This window comes from Bradyrhizobium sp. HKCCYLS3077 (genome assembly GCF_051167555.1).
GTDB lineage: Bacteria > Pseudomonadota > Alphaproteobacteria > Rhizobiales > Xanthobacteraceae > Bradyrhizobium.
Genome location: NZ_JBNPTH010000002.1, coordinates 355,331 through 377,891, shown reverse-complemented (window position 1 = coordinate 377,891; position 22,561 = coordinate 355,331). Strand labels below are relative to the sequence as shown.

At 66.6% G+C, this 22,561-nt stretch carries 17 protein-coding genes; 4 read left to right on the top strand and 13 right to left on the bottom strand.

The annotated features are described in order from the left end of the window. Position 1: 1 nt before the first annotated feature. The 11 genes from ACQR0Z_RS07715 to ACQR0Z_RS07665 all read right to left on the bottom strand — a co-directional run bounded on the left by ACQR0Z_RS07715 (position 2) and on the right by ACQR0Z_RS07665 (position 15,068). Positions 2-1,873, bottom strand: a complete 1,872-nt coding sequence (locus ACQR0Z_RS07715; RefSeq protein ID WP_434918233.1) for a bifunctional sugar phosphate isomerase/epimerase/4-hydroxyphenylpyruvate dioxygenase family protein — start codon at positions 1,871-1,873, stop codon at positions 2-4. Continuing rightward, complete coding sequence (locus ACQR0Z_RS07710; RefSeq protein WP_434918232.1) at positions 1,870-2,607, bottom strand: ABC transporter ATP-binding protein; 738 nt, start codon at positions 2,605-2,607, stop codon at positions 1,870-1,872. Before ACQR0Z_RS07710 ends, ACQR0Z_RS07715 begins: the two co-directional genes overlap by 4 nt. 12 nt (positions 2,608-2,619) lie before the next feature. Then, positions 2,620-3,363 (bottom strand): ABC transporter ATP-binding protein, encoded by a 744-nt coding sequence (locus ACQR0Z_RS07705; protein WP_006615015.1) that lies wholly within the window; start codon positions 3,361-3,363, stop codon positions 2,620-2,622. After that, on the bottom strand, positions 3,360-4,358 hold the full coding sequence (locus ACQR0Z_RS07700) for a branched-chain amino acid ABC transporter permease (protein WP_434918231.1): 999 nt from the start codon (positions 4,356-4,358) through the stop codon (positions 3,360-3,362). The genes ACQR0Z_RS07705 and ACQR0Z_RS07700 overlap by 4 nt, the downstream gene beginning before the upstream one ends. After that, positions 4,355-5,230, bottom strand: coding sequence for a branched-chain amino acid ABC transporter permease (locus ACQR0Z_RS07695; protein WP_434876606.1), 876 nt, complete (start codon positions 5,228-5,230; stop codon positions 4,355-4,357). Before ACQR0Z_RS07695 ends, ACQR0Z_RS07700 begins: the two co-directional genes overlap by 4 nt. Before the next feature lie 72 nt (positions 5,231-5,302). Further along, entirely contained in the window at positions 5,303-6,442 is a 1,140-nt protein-coding gene (locus tag ACQR0Z_RS07690; protein WP_434918230.1) for an ABC transporter substrate-binding protein, read from the bottom strand. An 80-nt stretch (positions 6,443-6,522) separates the two neighbouring features. Continuing rightward, positions 6,523-7,404, bottom strand: coding sequence for a shikimate dehydrogenase (locus ACQR0Z_RS07685; protein WP_434918229.1), 882 nt, complete (start codon positions 7,402-7,404; stop codon positions 6,523-6,525). Between the two features lie 122 nt (positions 7,405-7,526). Beyond that, on the bottom strand, positions 7,527-8,468 hold the full coding sequence (locus ACQR0Z_RS07680; RefSeq protein ID WP_434860701.1) for a LysR family transcriptional regulator: 942 nt from the start codon (positions 8,466-8,468) through the stop codon (positions 7,527-7,529). Positions 8,469-8,493: 25 nt separating this feature from the next. Beyond that, complete coding sequence (locus ACQR0Z_RS07675; RefSeq protein ID WP_434918228.1) at positions 8,494-12,300, bottom strand: AsmA family protein; 3,807 nt, start codon at positions 12,298-12,300, stop codon at positions 8,494-8,496. Between the two features lie 164 nt (positions 12,301-12,464). Then, the gene (locus tag ACQR0Z_RS07670) at positions 12,465-13,697 is read right to left on the bottom strand and encodes a cytochrome P450 (protein WP_434918227.1); all 1,233 of its coding nucleotides are present in this window, start codon (positions 13,695-13,697) and stop codon (positions 12,465-12,467) included. A 72-nt stretch (positions 13,698-13,769) separates the two neighbouring features. Then, the gene (locus ACQR0Z_RS07665) at positions 13,770-15,068 is read right to left on the bottom strand and encodes an MFS transporter (RefSeq protein WP_434918713.1); all 1,299 of its coding nucleotides are present in this window, start codon (positions 15,066-15,068) and stop codon (positions 13,770-13,772) included. Between the two features lie 268 nt (positions 15,069-15,336). On the opposite strand from ACQR0Z_RS07665, the gene tnpC reads away from it, so the two are divergent. After that, complete coding sequence (tnpC, locus tag ACQR0Z_RS07660; RefSeq protein ID WP_434918226.1) at positions 15,337-16,788, top strand: IS66 family transposase; 1,452 nt, start codon at positions 15,337-15,339, stop codon at positions 16,786-16,788. Between the two features lie 952 nt (positions 16,789-17,740). On the opposite strand, the gene ACQR0Z_RS07655 is transcribed toward tnpC, so the two are convergent. Together ACQR0Z_RS07655 and ACQR0Z_RS07650 are read right to left on the bottom strand one after the other, a co-directional pair. After that, positions 17,741-18,553 (bottom strand): DODA-type extradiol aromatic ring-opening family dioxygenase, encoded by an 813-nt coding sequence (locus ACQR0Z_RS07655; RefSeq protein ID WP_434918225.1) that lies wholly within the window; start codon positions 18,551-18,553, stop codon positions 17,741-17,743. 210 nt (positions 18,554-18,763) lie between these two features. Beyond that, positions 18,764-19,198 (bottom strand): DoxX family protein, encoded by a 435-nt coding sequence (locus ACQR0Z_RS07650; RefSeq protein ID WP_434918224.1) that lies wholly within the window; start codon positions 19,196-19,198, stop codon positions 18,764-18,766. Between the two features lie 101 nt (positions 19,199-19,299). On the opposite strand from ACQR0Z_RS07650, the gene ACQR0Z_RS07645 reads away from it, so the two are divergent. From ACQR0Z_RS07645 to ACQR0Z_RS07635, 3 genes are all read left to right on the top strand, one after another. Next, positions 19,300-20,217, top strand: coding sequence for a LysR family transcriptional regulator (locus ACQR0Z_RS07645; protein WP_434860695.1), 918 nt, complete (start codon positions 19,300-19,302; stop codon positions 20,215-20,217). 42 nt (positions 20,218-20,259) lie between these two features. Then, on the top strand, positions 20,260-21,960 hold the full coding sequence (locus tag ACQR0Z_RS07640; protein WP_434918223.1) for a SulP family inorganic anion transporter: 1,701 nt from the start codon (positions 20,260-20,262) through the stop codon (positions 21,958-21,960). 117 nt (positions 21,961-22,077) lie between these two features. Next, on the top strand, positions 22,078-22,308 hold the full coding sequence (locus ACQR0Z_RS07635; RefSeq protein WP_434876616.1) for a hypothetical protein: 231 nt from the start codon (positions 22,078-22,080) through the stop codon (positions 22,306-22,308). The last annotated feature ends 253 nt before the right edge of the window (positions 22,309-22,561 follow it).

The window sequence follows — 22,561 nt, the reverse complement described above, 5'->3', positions numbered from 1 at the left end:
GCTACAGCCGCGGCATCGTATCGGGCCGTACCTCGCGCGCCTGCGCCGCGAGGCGGATCGCGGCATTGGGCGCGCCGAAGCCCTGGTAGTTGCGCCGTTGCACGATCTCGAAGAAAAAGCGCTCTTCGAAGATGTGGGTGTAGACCTGGAAGAACTCGGCGTCGCCGTCGCGGTCGTAGAGGATTTCGTTGGCGCGCAACGCCGCGATGGTCTCGGGCGGAAGGTCGTATTTGGCTTCGAGATCGTCGTAGTAATTATCCGGGATGTCGAGGAAGCCCGCGCCGCGGGCGCGCATCTCAGCCACGGACGCGAAGATGTCGTCGCAGGCAAACGCAATGTGCTGCACCCCGGAGCCGAAGAACTCAGAGATGAAGCGCGACGACAGCGTGCGGGTCGCGGTGGAGCCGTTGAGGATGAAGCGCAGGCTGCGATCGCCGTTGACGATCGCCTGGCTCTGCACGAGGCCTCTGGGATCGGCGATTTCCATCTGCGGCAGGCGCGAGAAGTCGATCAGCCCGGCGTAGAACAGCAGCCAGGACAGCATTTCCTCGTGCGGCATCGACTGAGCAATGTGATCGACCGCCAAGAGACGGTCGGTCGCCTTGTCACTGGCGACGGCCTCGAAGTCGACGTCCCAGTGACGGCCGTGTGTGTCCAGGAAATACAAGAGGCTGCCGCCGACGCCATGGATCGCCGGAATCTCCAGCTCGCCAGGCCCGACCGGCTGCGTGAAGGTGCGGGTCTTCAAGGATTGCGCCCGCGCCATGGCGCGGCCAGCGCTGTCCACGTCGAGTGCCAGCGCACAAACGCCGGGACCGTGCGTCACGTAGTGGGAATGCGCAAAGCTCGCAGGCTCGCAATTGATCACGAGCTCGATCGCGCCTTGCGTCCAGCGCTGCACCGCCTTGCTGCGATGCCGTCCGGTGTTGCGGAAGCCGAGCTGGCTGAACAAGGTTGCCAGCGACTGCGCCTTGTCCTCGCTGACGGCGAACTCGACGAAGCCGATGCCGTGGCTCTTGACGCGGGGCTCGAAGCGCGGCTCCGCCGCCACGAGCATTGCCCCGGCCAGATCGTCCTGCAGCAGGAGCAACGAGCGCATGCCGTCGAGCGCGGTGCGCGGCGCCGAGCCGGCGCGAAACTGGTCGTTGAAGATCTCAAGCGACAGCGGCCCGGAATAGCCTGTCGCAGCCACCGCGGCCATAAACTCGCCGACCGGCAGATCGCCCTGCCCTGGGAAGCTGCGGAAGTGCCGGCTCCAGGACAGCACGTCGAGCTCGAGCTTCGGCGCGTCGGCGAGCTGCACCATGAAGATCTTGTCACCCGGAATCGCGCGGATCGCATTGGTCGGCAGCGCCGGCGCCAGCGCGTGAAAACTGTCGAGGATGACGCCGATCGCCTTGTGATCGGCCCGGCGCACGATCTCCCAGGCATCGCGGTAGTCATGGACATGACGGCCCCAGGCCAGCGCCTCGTAGCCGACCCGCAGGCCGCGCTTCGCCGCGTGCTCGCCGAGCTCGTGGAAATCGGCGGCGGCGCGGTCGATGCCGCCGAGCGAGGCCGGCGAGACGCTGCTGCAGATCAGCAGCAGGTCGGTGCCGAGCTCCTGCATCAGGTCGAACTTGCGCTCGGCGCGGATGAAATTGCGCGCGCGCTGCGGCTCCGGCATGCCCTCGAAATCGCGGAACGGCTGGTAGGCGCAGATCGTGAGCCCGAGATCGCGGCACATCTGCCCGATCTCGCGCGGCCGCATCCCGAAGGCGACGAGATCGTTCTCGAAGATCTCGACCTCATCGAAGCCCGCGGCAGCGATGGCCTTGAGCTTCTCGTCGAGCGCGCCTGAGATGGAGACCGTTGCGATCGAGCGCTTGTTCATGCCGCTGTCTCCTCCATCGCGCCGCCCAGGAACAATTGTCCGATGCGCGGATCGGCGAGCACGCGATCAGCCTTGTCGACGATGCGGGTGCGGCCGAGTTCGAGCACGATGCCGTAGTCCGAGATCTCCAGCGCCGAGCGCGCGTTCTGCTCGATGAGCAACACGGAGACGCCGCGGTCGCGCAGCTGCTTGAGCATGTCGAAGGTCTGCTGCACCATCAGCGGCGACAGCCCGATCGATGGTTCGTCAATCAGCACGAGCTGCGGCTCCAGCAGCAGCCCGCGCGCGATCTCGAGCTGCTTCTGCTCGCCGCCGGACAATGTCGAGGCCTGCCGGTCGGCCTTCTTGCGCAGCACCGGAAAGACGTCGAGCGCCGCTTCGACCCGGGCCGGGAGATCGATATTCGCCGGCGCGGCCACGCCGCCGAGCTCGATATTGTGACGCACCGACAGCTCGCCGAAAATGTTGCGTCCCTGCGGGATGTAGCAGATGCCGGCACCGAGCAGCGCGCGCTGGCTCAAGCCGGTGACGTCGCGGCCCTTGAAGATGACCTTGCCTTCGCGCAGCTTCAAAAGGCCGAAGATCGCCTTGAACACGGTCGACTTGCCGGCGCCGTTCGGTCCGATCACCGTGGTGATCGATCCCTTCGGCACCGAGAAGGTGGTGCCGTTGAGGATCGTCATCTTGCCGTAGCCGCCGACGAGGTTCTGGACGTCGAGAATGGGTTCGCTCACGCGCGCCTCCCCTCAGTGGCCGAGATAGGCTTCGATCACGGCCGGATTGGCCCTGATCTCGTCGGGCTTGCCGATCGCCAGCACCTTGCCCTCCGCCATCACCATGACGCGCGAGCACAGCGACATGACGAACTCCATGTTGTGCTCGATCACGACGAAGGTGGCGCGGCGCTCGCGGTTGATCGCGATCAGCCGCTCCTTGAGATCGCCGAGCATGGTCGGATTGACGCCGCCCGCGGGCTCGTCGAGCAGCACGAGGCGCGGGCCGCCCATGAAGGCCATGGCGGCATCGAGCAGCTTCTGCTGGCCATAGGACAGGCCGCCGGCCGGCTCGTTGGCGAGGTGCTCCAGCTTGAAGAAGCCGATCATCTGATCGGCCGTTGGTGTGAGGCCGGCGTCCGACGGTCCGAACAGGCGCGACAGCATGCTGCCGCGATGCTCCTGTCCCGCAAGAATGAGATTGTCGCGGACCGACAGTTTCGGGAACACCTGAAGCAGCTGGAAGGTACGGCTGACGCCCAGGCGGTTGAGCTCCGCTGGCCGCTGCCCGGTGACGAGCTTGCCGTCGACCCGCACTTCGCCCGCGCTCGGCACGAGCTGGCCGAGAATGCAGTTGAACAGGGTCGACTTGCCGCAGCCGTTGGGGCCGATCAGGCCGAGGATCTCGCCCTCCTGCACGTCGAAGCTGACGCCGTCGACGGCGGTGATGCCGCCGAAGCTCTTCTTGACGTCACGAACGTCGAGGACTGCAGTCATTGCGCCGCCTCCAGCTTGGATTGCGCCGCCGCGCGCAGCGCCGACGCCGCCTGCGTCCGCCGCGAGCTGAGATAACGGTCGAGAATGCCGAGAATGCCGGTTGGCGAATAGATGAGCAGCGCGATCACCGCGATCGCGTAGAGCATCAGGTAGTAGCCCTCCGCGACGCGCAGCCACTCCGGCAGCAGCACGGCGATCATGGCGCCGAGGAACGGTCCGAGCATGAAGCCGGAGCCGCCGACGATCACCATCATCAGGAGATCCAGCGAGAGCTGCAGGTTGAACGGCACGGGATCGACATATTGCGTGAGCGGCGCATAGAGCACGCCCGCGATGCCGCCGAGCACCGAGCCGATCGCGAATGCCATCAGCGTGTAGCGGCGGGTGTCGATGCCGAGCGACTGCGCCCGGATCGGGTTCTCGCGCAAGGCCATGAAGGCGCGGCCCCAGGGCGAGCGGATCAGCCACCACATCGCGAGCGTCACGAGGCCGAGCGAGCCGAGGCACAGATAGTAGAACGGCAGCGGCTTGCGGGTCGGGAAGCCCAGGACCTCGGGACGCGGAATGTTGCTGATGCCGTAGATGCCGTTGGTGAGCCAGCTCTCGTTGCGGAACACCAGGAACATGAGCGTTGAGAAGGCCAGCGTCACGAAGGCGAGATAATGATGTTGCACGCGCAGCGCCGGATAACCGAGCAGCCAGCCGACGAGGAAGCAGATCACGATGACGAGCCCGAGCGCCACGATCAGCGGCCAGCCATGGGTGGTCAGGATCGCCGCGCCATAGGCGCCGATGCCGACGAAGGCACCCTGCGCCAGCGACACCTGCCCGGCATAGCCGAGCGTCAGGTTGAGTCCCATCGCGGCGATCGTCATCACCGCCCACTGGCTCAGGATGTAGAGACCGTATCGGTTGAAGTTCATCGGGATCATGATGAGGCCGGCGATGACCACGACGGCCAGAGCGGCGAGGAGCAGTCTGCTGTGCTTGCTCATACCGTGCGCTCCTCGGCCCGGCCGAGCAGGCCCTGCGGCCGGAACAGGATCACCAGGATCAACAGCAGCATCGGAACGGCCGCGCGATACTGCGTCGAGACATAGGCGGCGGCGAGGTTGTCGACGACGCCGATCAGGAGGCCGCCGGCGATGGCGCCGCGCACCTGGTTGAAGCCGCCGACGATCGCGGCGATGAAGGCCGCCTGCCCCAGCACCTCACCGCTGGAAAACTTGGCGAGATAGATCGGCGTGATCAGCAGCGAGGCGAGCGCCACAAGCACGGCGTTGATCAGGAAGGTCAGCAGGATCATGCGCTCGACCGGCACGCCGATGATGCGCGCCACCGTCGGGTTCTGGGCCGCGGCCTGCATCTGGTGGCCAAGCGAGGTGCGGTTCAAGAGCGTTGTGAGACCGACGACAGCCAGGATCGCGACCGCGAGCACGCCGAGGCTCTGCAGCGAGATCGCGCGGCCGAGGATCGTGACGTCGCCGACCGGCACGATCGAGGGAAATGGCGAGGCCTCGGCGCTGAAGAACTGCTTCACCGCCTCCTTGATCCCGATCGCCAGCGCCATGGTGGCGATCGCCAGCGGCAGCACGCCATGGCGCAGCATCGGATCGACCAGCAGCAGCTTGAAGCCCAATCCGAGCAGCAGCGCGGAGAGCAGGATGCCGACGAGCACCGCCAGCCAGAACGGTGCGCCGACATGCATCACCGCGAGCATCAGGAAGGCCGGCAGCATCACGAACTCGCCTTGCGCGAAGTTGATGGTCTGCGAGGTCTGCCACAGCAAGGTGAAGCCGAGGGCGACGAGCGCGTAGATGGCGCCGGTGGCGAGTCCCGCCACGATCAGGTCGAGCAGATTGGACATGGTTTCCCCGTGAGCCCTTTGGTTGACGGCGGCGCAGGCATCCCCACCCGCACCGCCGATCCACCGCTGTCCCTAGTTGAGCTTCGGCAGCACCTGCTTCACGACCTGCTTGCCTTCGACGACCTCGACCAGGAAGCCCTGGCGATCGATGTCGCCGTTCTGGTCGAAGGTGACGTCCATCAGGATGTTCGGCTCGGCCGAGGTCTTGATGGTGAAGCCATGCAGAGCATCGGCAAAGCCCTTGGAGTCGACCTTGCCCATCTTCTCGGTCGTCGCCTTGACCATGTAGATCGCAAGATAGCCCTTGAGGCCGTTGTGGTCGGGCACGTAGTTGTACTTCTTGACGAAGCGGTCGCGGAACGCCTTGACGGCCTCGACCGGCGCGTCGGTGGTGAGGCCGACATGGCCGCGGGCGCCGTTGGCGGCGTCACCGGCGAGCTCGATCACCTTCTGGCCGACCAGCGTGGTCTCGCCGATCAGCGGCGCGGTCACGCCCTGTCGCTTGATCTCCTTGAGGATGCGCGCGCTCTCTTCCTCGTTGACGTAGATGAAGACCGCGTCCGGCGCCGCGGCCTTGATCTTGCTGACGTCGGCCGCGAAGTCCGCCTGGCCGGCTTCGGTCGAGAGATCAGCAGCGACCTTGATGCCGAGACGGTTGAACTCCTTGGTGATGACGTCGCGTCCGCCACGGCCGAAATCGTTGTTGACCCAGACGACCGCGACCGACTTCGCCTTCAGCTCGTCGTTGATGTACCTCGCGACCTTCGGCATTGAGGACTGCTGGCCGAACGACGTCCGGAACAGGAATTTGTTGCCGGCCTGCGTCAGCTCGGCCGCCTCGCCGCCCATGATCTGCGCAATCCCGGCTTCCGCCGCCAGCGGAGCCGTCACCTTGACCGAGCCGGAATAGCCGGGCCCGAGCAGCACGTAGGGTTCGTTGTCGAGCGCCTTCTGCACCTGCGCACGCGCGACGCCGGGGTTCGATTGCGAGTCCGCATGGCTGACCTCGATCTTGCGGCCGAGGATGCCGCCCTTGGCGTTGATCTCCTCGACGGCGAGGTCGATGCCGTTCTTCCAATTGTTGCCGACGGTGGCGCCACCGCCGGAGAGCTCGGCGACATTGGCGATCTTGATGGGAGCGCCGGACTGCGCGTAGGCAGCTCCGGACAGCAGCACGGCCGAGCACAGGCCAGCCAGGATGATCGATTTCACGTTGTTTCCTCCTCTGCTTCGCAACGCTTGTTTGCGTTTCTTGCTTGAACGACTTGTTCCGCCGCGTATTGGCGGCCAGCTCAGGCGGCGTCAACCGCCTGATATCTCTCCGCCATGTGATTGTCGAAGGCCGCGCCCATTGCTTCGGTTGACGGCGCCAGCCCGGTGAACAGCTCGAAGGCGTCGGCAGCCTGATAGATCGCGAGTTCGCGCCCAAGCAGGACCTGAGCTCCTCTTGCCTTCGCGGCCTTCAGGAGCGGCGTCCACAACGGTGAATAGACGGCATCTGCAACCCATAGATCGGGGCGCAGCAAGTGATCCGGCACCGGCGTACCGCGGTTCGGCAGCATCCCGATCGGAGTGCCGTTGACGACGCCAACGGCACCCTGCAGCGCCTCTTCGACGCTGCCGACGACTGTCGCGATCGTGCCAGCCGGCAGCAGGCTCGCGAGCTTCTCGACGCGGACGCGATCAGTATCGTAGATGCGCAGGCCGGCAACGCCGAGGTTCGCAAGTGCGAAGGCGATCGCCTTGCCAACCCCGCCTGCGCCGATCAGCGCCACCACGCCGCGGCTGGTCTGGCTGACGAGCGGCGCCACGGCGCGTTCGAAGCCAGTGGTATCGGTGTTGTGGCCGATCAGCCGACCATCGCGCACCACGACGGTATTGACGGCGCCCATCGCCGCCGCTTTCGGCGCGAGTTCGTCGAGCAGTTCGACGACGGCCTCCTTGTAGGGGTAGGTCACGTTGACACCGGCGAAGCCCATCCGACGCACGCCGTGCAGCAGCATCTCGAGGCCTGCGCGGTCGGCGCCGGCGACCTCGATCAGCTGGTAATGACAGCGCACCCCGAGCACCGCCGCGGCATGCTCGTGCATGGCGGGAGAGGCCGAATGCGCGATCGGGGCACCGATCAAGCCGGTCAGGAATTTGCGGGCTTTGAGCGCGGAAAGATCGGGCACGTTCGCTTCAGTCTCTGCTGCTGCTCGCGCGATCGCCGCGGGAGCGATGAATGACGGAGCGGACGATAGCGCGTCCCGCGCCTAACACAATTACCCAAATATCCGCCGAACCTAACATCATGTTATCTTTTGCCGGCGGCGGCTTTCGCAGGCTTCCCCGCCGGCCGGCGGCCCGGCTCGAGCGCGCGCATCTCCGTGCGCAGGCAGTCGATGAAATGCTCCGCGTAAAGCGACAGCGGCGTGCCGCGCTTGACCGCGATGTAGGTATCGAAGCGCGTCGGCTCGGCGATCCTGATCAGCTCGATGCCGGGATAGCCGCCATGAGCGACGGTGAACTGGTCGATCACGGCGATGCCGAGTCCGGCTTTCACCAGCGCGCACACCGTCGTGCCGAAGCGTGCCTTGATCGAGATGTTGTAGCTGAGTTTGTTGCGCGCGAAGATCTCGGCCATGATGCGGCCGTAAGGATCGTTCGGATCGATGCCGATCAGCGGATAGCGCGTCATCTCCGCCGCCGACACCTGCTTGCGGCCGGCAAGCTCATGGCCCGGAGGCACGATGCAGAACAGCTCGCCCGAGGCCAACGGCATGAATTCGAGGCCCGAATGATCGAGCCGGTAGCTCATCGCCACGCACTCGCCCTTGCCCAGCATCAGGTAGTCGATCGCCTCCTCGATCTTGAGGATGTTGATGTCGATGCCCAAGTCTGGGTAGCGGCGGCGGACGCCTTCGATCGCGCGCGGTACCATCACTTGGGAAATACTTGGGACGGAGCCGACGCGGAGCTCGGACAGCGCGCCGCGGCCGATATTGGAGATGATGTAGCTGAGGTCGTCGACCTTCTCGTAGACGCTGTTGATCTGCTCGAAGATGTTCTGCGCCTCGGGGGTCGGGAAGTAGCGGCCGTTCTGGCGCTGGAAGAAGCGGATGCCGAGCGAGCGCTCGGTGTATTTCACCAGCCGGCTGACGCCTGGCGCGGAAACCTTCAGCAGCCGTGCTGCGCCGTTGATGGTGCCGGTCACCATCACCGCGCGGATGACTTCGACCTGGCGCAGCGTCATCATCGGCGCGGCTCCCGCAGGCCGGAGATCACGGGCTGCCCGGCGGCGTCAGCGACATCGGCGGACGCGGCACCGGCCGCGGGCGCGGCGGCAGCACGCCCGGGGCCGGCTTGACCTCGACGGGCGGCGGCAGCGGCGCGAGCTGAGACTGGCTCGCCGCCACGGGGGGCACGCTCGTGCCCTGCGGAGCGGAAGCCGGCGGTGCCGCCGCGGGCGCGGATTGCGGCGCCGTCAGGGGCGGCACGGCGGCGCGCGGACCGCCAAGCTTGGCGCGCGGGTCGCGACGCGGATCGCGCCCGGGCAGCGGCACATCCGGTGTCGCCGGCACGGCCGCATTGGCATCACCCGCGCCGGGGACCGAGGCCGTCGACGACGGATAGGCCGGCGGCACCTCGCCGCGCGCGATGGCATCCAGCCGTCGCGTCTCGCGATCGATCGCGCGCACCGCGAGCCAGGACGACAGCGAGGTGACGTCCAGCGCGCGCGTCAGCGCATCGGGCGTGCCGACCACGAACAGCTGCAGCTCGGGCCGGCTGTTGGCATTGCCGACGGTATTGGAGCTCAGGCTGGCGCGAATGTCGGCCTGATCGGCCGGAATGTCGAAGCCGCCGGACACGATGGCGCGCGCGCCTTGCGCCTCCAATGTCGTCGCGCCGACGCGCACCCGGCCGTCGCGGATGATGAAGGGGATCTGCGCCGACGGCACCGACAGATTGCCGGAGGCCAGCGCCGGTTCGACCACCTGCCGCAGCTTGCCGTCATCGCCGAGCTGTCCCGCGTCCGCCGCGCGCAGCGCGACATCGAACGCCTTGGGGTCAAGATTCGGAATGGCGGCATTGTCCAGCGTCACGGTGCCGTTGCCGGAGAGCGCATTGACCAGACCCTGCACGCTGCGGCCCTCGGCGGCCAGCGTCATCTGCGCCGAGACCTTGCCGGCGGGCATCTTCAGATTGCGATAGCGCAATGCGTTGCCGTCGACGCCGGAAAGCTCGACGCGCCCGTTGAGCACGAGGCCATTGGCATTGGGGCGCGCCTCGACGGTGGCGATAACCTCGCCGCCGCCGAGCTTGCCCTTGAGGTTCTCGATCGTCAGTGACTGGCCGTCGCTCCTGATCGCGCCGCCCAGGGGGCGCAGATCGGCGCCGCTCAGCACGGCGCCGCTGAGCGCCTGGAACGATACCCGTCCGCGCCAGCCCTTGACGAGACCGGCCCCGAGCGGCTCCGCGGGCTCGCGCCCAGCTGCGCCGACCAGCACCGAAAACACCTGCAGCACGTCGAGCGTGTCGAGGCCGAGCTCGCCCTCGATCTGCTTGTCGTCGTCGAACGTCGCCGCGAGCCGGCCGCGCAGCCGCGCGCCGCTGACGGTGCTGTCGATGTCGTCGAGCGTCAGCCGGTTGCCGGAGAAGCCGAGGCGGCCGAACAGCCTGATGTTCTGGGCCGCATTGTCCTGCGGCTTCAGGCCGAGTAGCGGCGCCAGATTGGCGCTGCGCAGACGCAGATTGACGTTGGCCTTGGTGTTGTCGCCCCAGGGCTCGACGGTGCCCTGCGCGTCGCCGTCGAGGCCGCTCCCCGACAGCTTGGCATTCATCCGCAGCGGCGCGCGCCAGCTGCCGGTCACGCTGGCCTGGAACTCAGCCGGGCCGCTGCCGACGGCCGCGATGCGGTCGAGCCCGAGCAGCGCCAGCACTGCCCCGCCCTGCTCCGACGACAATCTGCCCTCGAGGCCCAATTCCGTCCGGTCGATTGCATCGACCTCGAAGCTGCGCAGGGCTGCCGCCTGCGGCTTGGCCGTCAGTGTCGCGGAGCCCTTCAACTGCGGCGCGTCGAGATCGAGCACGGCCTTGGCCTGGCTGCGATCGGCATTCGCCGGATCCTTTGCCAGATCCAAGGTCAGCTTCAGCCGCGCGGCCCCCGCAGGCGTGGCGAGCGCATCGAAGCGCGCCGTGATCTGCGGCGCAAAGGGCTGCGCCAGCGCGGTGATCTCCTTCAGCGACGCCGCCATCGACGTCACGATCAGACGCCCGGTCGCGTCAGTGCGATCGAAGCGGCCCGAGCCCTCGGTCGTCACACCGCCGCTCTGGCCGAACTTGATCTGATCGATGGCGATGGTCTTCGGATCATAGGAGAAGCGCGCGGCTAGCGGACGCAGCTCCTGGCCGCTGAGCTTGGCGCGGCCGACATCCAGCGCCACGCTGGCCTCGGCCGGCCATTCGCCGGTCACGCCGACGAGCGAGCGCGTCACCGCCATGGCCGCATCGAGATCCAGCCGGTCGCCCTTCAGCGCCGCCTCGAAGCGCGAGCCGGCGCCGCCGGGACGATTGATCAGAGCGACGCGGCCGTCGACCGAGCCACCGTCGATATCGGCCTTGAGGCTGTCGATCGCGACCCGTTCCGGCGCGACGTTGAGATCGCCGCGGACGCGCAGCGGACGCTGCGTTCGGTAGCTGGTGTCGCTACGTCCCTGCAGCCAGGCCACCAGCGCGTCCGGCTCGGCCGATTCCAGGTCGAGCGCGCCGGTGAAGCCTGAGGTCACCGAGGTCGAGATGCCGATGGTGCGGTAGGTCAGCCGGGTGGAGCCCGGCGCGCGCAAATCGACCTTCTCCAGGCTCCAGGCTGTGGTCTCGTTGTGCAGGTCTGCGGTGAAGTTCTGCACCGGACGGCCGGAGAGCATGATCTGCTCGGTCGTGAACTGCACATTGGCCGGCAGCGGCAAGGTCGGCAGCTGAGCGATCCAATTGCGCAGCGCCGGCAGCACCCGCGCCGGCGCGATCGCCCTGCGGTCCTTCACCTCCTCGCCGCCGGCGAGCAGCTTGTCGGCATCGAGCTGCCGCGCGGACAGTGACGCCTTCAGCGTCGGCGCAGCACCGAATTTGGCTTCGCCGCCGCCGGTGAATTTCAGCGAGCGATCGTCCTGGCCGAAGGTGACCTCGATCTGATCGAGCTTGGCCGAGGCGGGATCACCGACGATCTTGGTGGCGATGCGCCACGGGGTCCCGCCGGCCTGATCGAACGGCGTGGTCTTCGTCTGCTGAGCCTGCTTCGCGGCGGGCTCCTTGTTGGAAGGCTCCTTGGCCCCCGCGGCCGGCTTGTCCTTGTCGCCCTGCTCCTTCAGTGGTGACGACAGCGTCAACGCGCCCTCGAATTTGGGCGCGCGGTTCGGGAAGCTGATCAGGCCCTCGATGTCGGCCACGACCGGGCGTTCGCCCGGGTCGATGTTGAGGTGGACACGCAGGCCGCTCAAGTCCTTGTCCTGGCTGGACGACACCCGGAACGGATAGCGGCCGCCCCGGATCGACACTGCGCCGTCGCCACGAAGCGAGCCGGCGAGCGAACGGACGTCGCCGGAGAACACGATGTCGGTCAGCTCAAGCGTGGAGCGGCTGGCGGCGTCGTGCAGGGCGACGCGGCCGGTCAGGTTGAAGCGGTCGATCGCCAGCGCGGCGAGATTGAACTTGCCGGAGGCCGCCGGCAGATCGATCTGGCCCTTGGCATCGAGGCCGAGATCGGCGGCCATGCCGCCGATGGTCAGCTCGTTGGCGCGCCACTCGCCGCGCATGAGGTCACCGAGGCTGAATTCGACGTCGAGCTTGTCGGCGCGCAGCTTGCCCAGATGATTGGCGCCGCCGAAGGTCACCTGGCGCAGCCGCAGGGTCGGCGTCGGCAGCAGCCGTGCGTCCAGCGCACCGGCGACCCGCACGGGCACGCCAATGATCTTGCCCGCCTCGGCCTCGAACTGCGGCCGGAACTGGTTCCAGTCGACGAAGTACGGGCCGATCAGCGCAGCAAGGAGCGCAAGGATGAAGGCAATCGCCAAGCCGAGCAGGGTCGTCTGCACGGGGTCTCCCTCAAAGGACAACGCTCCGGCGTCCAATAACCAGTGCGGCCGCCGCCACGCCAAATTCGATGCCGGAACGCCCAATCATATAGGATTAAGTATGGCGAAGTCACAGCGCTGTCGGTCTTTCCGGGGGCGTTGCACAACTCCGTTAACGGACATGGTTACCACTGCGCCGGCAGGCGCTTCAACCCGCGCAGCACGAAGGTCGGCCGCCAGTCCGGGTTGTCCGCGTCATCCAGTTTCAACTCCGGCAGCCGCCGCAGCAGGGTTCCGATCGCGACCTCGGCCTCGATCCGGGCGAGCTGCGCCCCCAGGCAATGGTGGATGCCGCCGCCGAACGACAACGGCTTCACGTTGGGCCTGGTGATATCGAGCTGCTCCGGATGGTCGGGATAGACCGCCGGATCACGGTTTGCCGAACCGAGCAGGCACAGCACGGTCTCGCCCTTCGGGATGCGGCGGCCGCCGAGATCCTCGATGTCCTCGAGGGCGACCCGCCCGGTCAATTGCACCGAGGAATCGTAGCGCAGGAACTCCTCGATCGCATTGGTGATCAGCTCAGGGCGCGCCTTCAGCAACGCGAGCTGATCGGGATTGCGATGCAGCGCCAAGAGGCCGTTGCCGATCAGGTTGACGGTGGTCTCGTGCCCCGCGCCGAACAGCAGGATGATGTTGGCGGTGAGCTCCTCGTGGGACAGCTTGGCGCCGTCCTCCTCCGCCTGCAGCAGTTGCGTGGTGAGATCATCGCCCGGATTCTTCCGGCGCAGCTCGAACAGGTGCTGGAAATAGGCCTTCGACACCGCGTTGCCGGCATTGCCCTCGGCAATCTCCGCCTTCGACAGCGGCACCGGATCGAGCAGCCGGCCGCCCTCGCGCGAGCTCTTGTAGAAGGCCTCGCGGTGCTCCTCGGGGATGCCGAGCATGTCGCAGATGACCGTGACCGGAAGCTTGAAGGCGAAATCCTCGATCAGATCCATCCGGCCGCGCGGAATGATCTCGTCCAGCGTGCGGTCGACGATCTCCTGAATGCGCGGCCGCATGTCCTCGACGCGACGCGCGGTGAACGCCTTCGCGACGAGACCGCGCAGCCGCGTATGATCGGGCGGGTCCTGCTGCAGCATCCAATGGCTCATGCTGCGGAAGACCGGCTCGTTCATGATCTCCGGACCGTAACGGCGGATCGAGCGGGCGACGAAGTCCTTGCCGAAGCGCTTGTCGCGCAGCACCAGGCTCGACTCCGCATGCCGGCTGGCGAGGTACGAGCCGAACGGCGTCAGATGCATCGGGTCGTTGTCACGGAGCTGCTGATAGAATGGATACGGATTCCGGATGAACTCCGGCGACAGCGGATTGAACAGCGGCGCGGGCTTGGCGGCCTGGACATGCTCGTTCATGGGGTCCCTCTCCCGGCGTTTTGCCGATTGGTTCACGGCCGCGCGGCGATGGCAAGTCGATCAGATCACATATTATGCGGTTACCGCCGTCTTTAACCTGTGCAACTGTCCGGCCACGACACGCACCCGGCGCGGCGCGGCGATCCAGATCGCGGCGGCCGAGACGAACGCGCCGACGAAGGCGATCGCGAAGCCCGGCGTGTAGCTGGTTGTGAGATCATACAGCACGCCGGTGACCCAGGGGCCTGCGGCACCACCGCACAGACCGATCAACATCAATGTGCCAAAAATGCTGCCGAATTGCGCGCCCTGGAAGATCTCCAGCACGACCGCGCCCATCACCGACGTGATGCCGTAACCGAGCGCGCCCTGCGTCGCCACCATGACATAGACCAGCACAAGCGATGGCGACGCCTTCAGCGCGATCAGCGCCGCGAAGCAGATCGCAAATCCGAGGCAGCCGAGGCCCCACACCGCCTCGCGACCGAGCCGGTCGGAGAGATGACCGAGCGCGATCTGGCCGGGAATGCCGAGCAGGCTGACGGCGCCGAGCGCCCACACCGCGACGCTCGAGCTGAAGCCGATCTCGAGCAGGTACTTCGTCTGATGCACTTGCACGGCGTACCAGACGTAGAGGCCGAAGAAGTAGCCGAGCGCGAGCCACCAGAACCGCGACGTGCGCAGCGCGCGCGACAAGGTCCAGTCGATGCCGGCCCAGGCCGGATCGACGATGTTCGAGATTGGCTTGGCGGCATTGGCGAGCGGCGCGGCGTCACCATCGGGGCGCAGGCCGATCTCCTCCGGCTTCTTGCGCAGCAGCAGATTGATCGGCGCGAGCACGACCAGGACGACGATGCCCATCGCGGTGCAGGCGGTGCGCCAATTGGTCTGCGCGATCATGTGCTGCACCCAGGGCAGCAGGGTCATTGAGCCCAAGCCGACGCCGGCAAAGGCGATGCCGATGGCCAGCCCGCGGCGGCGGATGAACCAGTTCGGCAGGAACAGCGATTGGCCGGAATAGCCGAGGCAGACGCTGCCGGCACCGACCATCACGCCGATGGTGCAATAGAGATGCCAGGGCTGCGTGGTCAGCGGCGCCAGCAGCAGCCCGCCGCCCATCAGCGCAACGCCGAGTTCCATCACCGCGCGCGGCCCGGTGCGGTCCATCAACCGTCCGATCAGCGGACTGACGATGCCCGACGCAACGAAGCCGAACGAGAACGCGCCGGCGGTGACGCCGCGGTCCCAGCCGAATTCGGCGAGAATGGGCGGATAGAACAGCGAGAACGCGGTGCGCGCATTGACGCCGATCGCCATCGTCACGAAGGTCACGGCGACGATGACCCAGCCATAGTAGAACGGCAGGCGCATTGTTGTTGTTTTCACTCCCTGGTGCACCCTTCGCATCATTTGCGTGTGGAGGGGTCAAGGACTTTCTGCGCAGGCGACGACGGTGTCAGTTACCTCCGACGTCAAGTGTGCGCTGCACGATCAGAACGCGGGCCCCTCCGTCATTGCGAGCGCAGCGAAGCAATCCAGTGTGGTGGACGGGACTCTGGATTGCTTCGCTGCGCGTAACTGCCCAGGTGTCCGTCTGTATCGCTTGACTGGCCACATGTGTTTGTGAGTCAAGGTATGGATGAAGCTGCCGTACGCTTTGTCCGTTGATTCGCTGCTGGTCCTGATCGGGGAGCTGCAGGCGCGCAACGCGCTGCTGGAACAGCAGAACGCGTTGCTGTTGACCCGTGTGGCCGATCTGGAGCGCCGACTTGGCCTGGATAGCTCCAACAGCAGCAAGCCGCCTTCGAGCGATGGGCCGGGCCAGGGTCCTCGCCGGACGCGCAGCCTTCGTGAGCGAGGGGTGAGGAAGCCCGGCGGCCAGCCTGGTCATCCCGGCAAACACCTGAAGCGGTCGGAACAGGTCGATCATACGATCATCCACCGGCCTGCCACGTGCGGACACTGCCAAGCCGCGCTGGGCGAGGAGCCGCTGGACCTTGTCGACCGCCGTCAGGTGTTCGATCTGCCGGCGCCGAGACCGCTGCTCGTCACGGAGCATCAGCGTTATCGCTGCAGATGCAGCGGCTGTGGCGCGGTCACGACGGGATCGTTTCCTCCGGAGGTCAGGGCGCCGGTGCAATATGGCGCACGATTGTCCGCCGTCGTGACGTATCTGTCGGCCGGACAGTTCCTGCCGGAAGATCGTTTGGGGCAAGTCCTTACCGATCTGTTTGGCGTGACCGTTTCGGCCGGCACGATTGGGCAGATGATCGCCCGTGCCGCCAGCCGGACGCAGGCCTTCGCCGCGGCGGTCTGCGAAGAGATCCGCCGGGCACCGGTCAAGCACCTGGATGAGACCGGGTTTTGGGTGGGTGCCACGCCGCAATGGCTGCATGTCGCAGGCACCGCCGGGAGCAATGGGCTGGTGCACTATCGCGTCTCCCGCAGGCGAGGTGAGGTGCTGACGCAAGCGGCGCATATCGTGATGCACGATCACTGGACATCCTACTTCCAGATGCCGGGCGTCACCCATGCGCTGTGCAATGCGCATCATCTGCGCGAGTTGACGGCGCTGGTCGACATCGATGGCGAGGCCTGGGCCCGGCGCATGCGCACCCTGCTTCGCAAGCTGTGCCACGAGGTCAATCTGGCGCTCGAGCGTCCAGCCGGCCAGACAGGTGCGCTGCCTCCCGACAAAATCCGTGCCGCCGAACGGCAGTATGACCGCATCATCCGCGACGGCATCGCTTGGCACAAGGCGCTTCCCGAGTTGCCTCGCAACGTCAAACGCGGGCGGATCAGACGGCGCACCGGCCATAATCTCCTGTTGCGCCTCGAGCTGCATAAAGCCGCCGTGCTGCTGTTCCTGCGCAACCCAGCCGTACCATTTACCAACAACGAGGCCGAGCGCGATGCTCGCATGATGAAGTTGCGGCAGAAGATCTCCGGCGGCTTTCGCACCTCACAAGGTGCCGACAATTTCGCAACGCTCCGAACCCTGATCGGCACCGCACGAAAGCGCGGATGGAACATGCTCGAAACATTGACCCTATGCCCAACACAGCTCATCCATACAATCCGCCTTGCTTGACAGAGCGGCGACCTGGGTAGTTACCGCTGCGCTCGCAATGACGATGTGGTAACATCTCACGTTCGTCCGGCGGACCGACGCGCATCTGCATGTCCGCGGCACGATATGCCCGGGCTATGCGAGAGCCGCTCACCCTCCTCGAAACAGAAGGGCGCAGGGAAGGCCGGGCGCTGGCCGCGCCCGTGGCCCGCCTGCTCAAACAAATGCAGGCGGCAGGTACCACAGGTCTGGCCGAGAACGCCCGGCCCTCCCTGCGCGATGGTCTTCACGCTTATACGCAGTCTGCCTGGTGCGCCGGGCTTGTTGGCAACCATTCGCGACAATGCTTACGCATTGCGCGGGACACCAGCATCGGGGTGTCAGCACGCTGCGACTTCACGTCCGCAAGAGGCTCGTTCGTCCGCACACCCATCAGGACATGCTGCGAGCTCTCGCGGCCACCGCTCCCCGCCCCGCGTGTCGTGACGATCGCGCGCAACGCCCCTTCAGTGAGACGGGATGTGCGAGAGGATCGTGGTGATTTGCCCGACGACACAAGGGACATCGGCTGCGACATAGTAACCCGACGGGCAAGCAACACCCTCTCGTCATTCCCCAGGGGTGTCGCATATGGATATTCTAGGCCGTCGCAGTAAACGAACCCGCAAGTTAGTTACTCCGTCATGCCCGGGCGTGTCCCGGGCATCCACGTCGTTCTCAGCACGCCGGACGACGTGGATGGCCGGGACAAGCCCGGCCATGACGACGTGGTGAGAAACGAACGCAAAACTGCGATCGCCATATGCGATAGCCCTGGGCGATCCTCCAAACACAGTCGCGTTTGGAGGATCGAACCCGGAAACTCGAGCTAAAGAAGAATGCAAGCCAATGTCGGGATTCCGGGTTCAAGGCCTGCGGCATTGCCCCGGAATGACGTCGTGGAGTGAGATGTCCAACTAATCAGTCCGACGGTCTACGCCGCAGCCTTCGCCTCGTCGGCGCCATGGAACGCATAGACGTCCATGCGCAGCACGCCGTAATTGGCGCTGTTGTGCAGGCGCTCGACGCGGGCGTTCGCACCGGCTGCCCCGAGCGCGGCGAACAGGGGCAGGAAGTGCTCGTCGGTCGGGTGGTTGTCGCGCGCATGCGGCGCAAGGGTCCGGTAGTTGACGAGATCGTCGACGCGGCCTTCGATCGCGGCCTTGTGCACCCAGTCGGCGAAGTCAACGACCCAGGACGGCGCGGGATCGTCGATGTCGAGCCGGCGCTTGCGGAACTCGCCGAGATTATGCGTGAAGCTGCCGCTGCCGATGATCAGCACGCCCTCGTCGCGCAAGCCGGCCAGCGCGCGGCCGAGCGCGAGATGATGCGCCGGGCCCTGCTCGGTCTGGATCGACAGCTGCACCACGGGAATATCGGCCTGCGGATACATCAGCAGCAGCGGCACCCAGGCGCCGTGATCGAGACCGCGCTCGCGGTCGACGCCGACCGGAAGGCCGGCAGCCTGCAGCCGTTCCGCGACGGCGCGGGCGAGATCGGGCGCGCCCGGGGCGGGATAGCGCAACTGATAGAGCTCGGGCGGGAAGCCGTAGAAATCGTAGATCGTCTCGTTGGCGGCGACGACGTTGACGGCAGGTATGTCGGTCTCCCAATGCGCCGAGATCACGAGGATGGCCTTCGGCCGCGGCAGGCTGTTGCCGAGGCCTGAAAGGAAATCACGCGCCGCCGAGGCCGTCAGCGGCAGCATCGGCGAGCCGTGCGACAGGAAGATGCTGGGCAGGTTCATGGCTTGGCTCCTCTCCGATTGATATCTCAGGTCGCGCCTCACAGACAACTGTCGTCCCGGCCTCGAGCCGGGACCCAGACTCCGTGCCTGGAGGTTGAGGCAGGCTGGCCGTCGACCAGCGTGCTCAACTCATTGCTGCCGGGTGGTTATGGATCCCGGCATTCGCCGGGATGACATCGAGATTGGAGCGACAGTAAACCGCCCCTGACGCTAATGCGCGCTGCGCAGCTGGCCGCCTCCGAGATTGCCGCGCAGAGCGCCGAGCGCGTAGGCGCCGTCGCCGAGCAGGGCCTGCACCACGAGCGCGACGGCCCAGAACGCCGGATATTCCCAGCCGCCCTTCGGATTGTTGAAGAAGAAGCCGGCCGAGCCGTGCACGGTGAAGATGGCGCCGAGCAGGATCGGCACGGCGGCGAGCGCCACCCAGCGCGTATAGACGCCGAGAATCAGGGCGATGCCGGCCAGGATTTCGGCGGTGATCGTGACATAGGCCAGTTCGGGCGGCAGGCCGATGCTGCCGAAGAACTTCGCGGTGCCGGCCGGGCTGAACACGAACAGCTTGAGGCTGGCATGGGCCAGGAACAGGCCGCCCAGGGTCAGGCGGAGAAGAAGGGCGGCATAGGGCGCGGTGCGGGAATCGATCATCAAAACCTCCAATGGGACTTTCGTCCCCTATGGATCATTTCCCAGGAGACGATAATCCGGTACAACGGAAATTCAGTTCACACTCAGAGAGTGAAATCGTCGTGCTCGACCGCCTGACCGGGCTGGAGGTGCTGTCCAGGGTCGCCGCCACCGGCAGCCTGTCCGGGGCTGCGCGCATGCTCGAGATGTCGCCGACCATGGTGACCAAGCACCTCGCCGCGCTCGAGAGCCGGCTCGGCACCAAGCTGTTTCACCGCACCACCCGCCGGCTGACCATCACCGAAGCGGGGCGGCGCTATCTCGAGTTTGCCGAACGGGTGCTCGGCGACTTCGATGCGGCCGAGAACGCGATTGCCGCCGATCGGGCCGAGCCACGCGGGTTGCTGCGGCTCAACGTTCCCCTCGCGTTCGGCACCCGCCAGATCGCGCCGCTGCTTGCGGAGTTCGCCGCGCGCCATCCCCTGGTCAGCGTCGAGCTCGGCCTCAACGACCGGCTGGTCGACCTGATCGAGGAAGGCTGGGATCTCGCGATCCGGATCGGCACGCTGAAAGATTCGACCCTGGTGGCGCGCCGGCTGGCGCCGTGCCGCATGATGATCTGCGCCGCGCCGTCCTATCTCGCCGCGCACGGCACGCCGCGCATCACCGCCGATCTCGCCCACCACAATTGTCTCGGCTACACGCTGGCGGCCGCGGGCGCGTCGCGCTGGCGCATGGGCGGCAAGGCGATCGTCGACGTGACCGTGAGCGGCAATCTGCGCGCCAACAATGGCGACGCGCTGCTCGCCGCGGCGCTGGCCGGACAGGGCCTGATCTATCAGCCCACCTTCATCGTCGGCGACGAGCTCCGCGCCGGCCGGCTGGTGCCGGTGACGCTCGACGTGCCGCCGTCCGACCTGCTCGCGGTGCACGCCGTGTACCTGCCGGACCGCACACCCTCGGCCAAGGTGCGCGCCTTCATCGATTTTGTCAGCGAGGCCTTCTCGCCGCAGCCACCCTGGGACCGCGACCTTGCCTGAACCGATCAGCAGCTCCGCTGCCATGCGCCCGGAGACATCGACATGACCGAGCAGCCGCGCCGCGACGTCCCTCTTCCCTGGCCTCTGCTGCGATCCCTGCAGGGATGGCGCATCAGCGCCCTGCCCGCCGACCTCGCCGCCGGACTAACGCTGGCCGCGATCGCCATCCCCGAGCAGATGGCGACCGCCAAGCTCGGCGGCTTCACGCCGGAGACGGGCTTCTTCGCCTTCATCGCGGGCTCGCTCGGCTTCGCGCTGTTCGGCGCCAACCGCTTCCTGTCCTGCGGCGCCGATTCCACGATCACGCCGATCTTCGCCGGCGGGCTGGCGCTGCTCGCGGCGAGCGGTTCGCCCGACTATGGCAGCCTGGCCGCGGCGCTGGCGCTGCTGGTCGGCGTGATGCTGGTGCTGGCCGGCGGCTTCAAGCTCGGCGGCATCGCCAACCTGCTGTCGGTGCCGGTGACGGTCGGCTTCCTGGCCGGCATCGCCGTGCACATCATCGTCTCGCAATTGCCCGGCGTACTCGGGCTGCCGTCGCCGGGCGGGCCGACGCTGGCGCGCATCGCGGCCATGGCCGGCGAACTCGGCAAGGCCAACGGGACCACGATGCTGATCGGCTTCGGCGTGCTCGCGACCATCACGCTCTGCGAGCGCATCAGCGCGCGCATTCCCGGCGCGCTGATCGCGCTCGTCGCCTCCACCTTGTTCGTGATCGCCGCGGGCCTGGAGGCGCGCGGCGTGCAGGTCATCGGCAGCGTCACGGGCACCATGCCGATGCCGTCGATTCCGCTGATCGGACCCGAGCAATGGGCCAAGCTGGTGCCGCTCGCCTTCCTGATCGCCGTCGTAGTGATGGTGCAGACCTCGGCGACGACGCGCTCGTTTTCCTCCGATCCCGATCACCCGGCGGACGTCGACCGCGACTTTCTCGGCGCCGGCGCCGGCAGCCTGCTCGCCGGCCTGTTCGGTGCGTTTCCGGTCAATGCCAGTCCGCCGCGCACCGGCATCGTGGTCGAGACCGGCGGCCGCTCGCAGGCCGCGGGCCTGCTGGCGGCCGTCATCGTGCTGCTGCTGGTGCTGTTCGGCGCCCGGCTGCTGGCGCATGTGCCGGAGGCCGCGCTCGGCGGCGTGCTGCTGTTTGTGGCGCTGCGCATCATCCGCGTGGGACAGATCGCCAGCATCTATCGCGCGTCGAAGGGCGAGTTCCTGCTGATCGTGGCGACCGCGGCGGCGATCGTGGTGCTGCCCATCGAGCAGGGCGTGGCGCTCGGCATCACGCTGTCGCTGCTGCACGGCATCTGGAGCACCACGCGCGCGCATCTCATCACCTTCGAGCGCGTGCCGGAGACGACGATCTGGTGGCCGGCGCATCCGCAGATCAAGGGCGAGCAGCTGTCAGACATCGCCGTGATCGGCTTCCAGGCGCCGCTGAGCTTTCTCAATGCCGCGACCTTCCGCGCCGACCTGCAGCACCTGCTGCAGCGCCGCAGCCCGCGGCTTCTCGTTCTGGAAGCGAGCGCGATGGTCGAGATCGATTTCACCGCCGCGCAGACGCTGCGCGAGGTGATCGCTCTGTGCAACAGGGACGGCATCGTGTTCGCCGTCGCCCGGCTGGAATCGCTGCGCGCGCAGGAAGCCTTCGAGCGCTTCGGACTCTACGACGTGCTGCCGCGCGATCGCGTGTTCCACAGCGTGGACCTGGCGCTGCAGAAGCTCGGCGGCGATGGGGCGGTGACCTCCTGATACAAACCGTTACGCCGCGCTCGGACAATCGACATACATGCGCAACGTTCGCGGGCGAGACATCCGGCTTCGCGACGCCCGGCCCGTCGGCTGCGGCACAGACAAGGATCGTCACTCATGCGCAAGCTGGTTCCGCTGCTGTTGATAGTTGTTCCCATCACCGCCGCTCAGGCCCAGAACACGGGCGCAGTGCGGCAAGCCTGCGGCAGCGAGGTGCGGACGCTGTGCGCCGGCATCTCGCCGGGCGGCGGCCGCATCAAGCAATGCATGATCGAGAAGTTCGACAAGCTCTCGGATGGCTGCAAGACGGCGCTGAAGGATGCGAAGGCGCAGCAGGCCGGCAAATGATGCCGCGTGCACGAGGCACGACGGCGACAATGTCAGCCACCGTTCATGTCCCTTGCCGTAAATACACTGTACTCACCGCACGCCAACGACGACACTGCAGCGATGCGTCATCGGACCGGCAGAACTGCAGTGCACGATCAGCATCTCGCTGATGCGCTGTGGTAATGGGGCAAGGTTTCGCGATCTCGAAAAACTTGCGAAACCAAAACCCGTCTGAGGACGTCTAAGGACTGCTTTGATTCGTCACCAACGA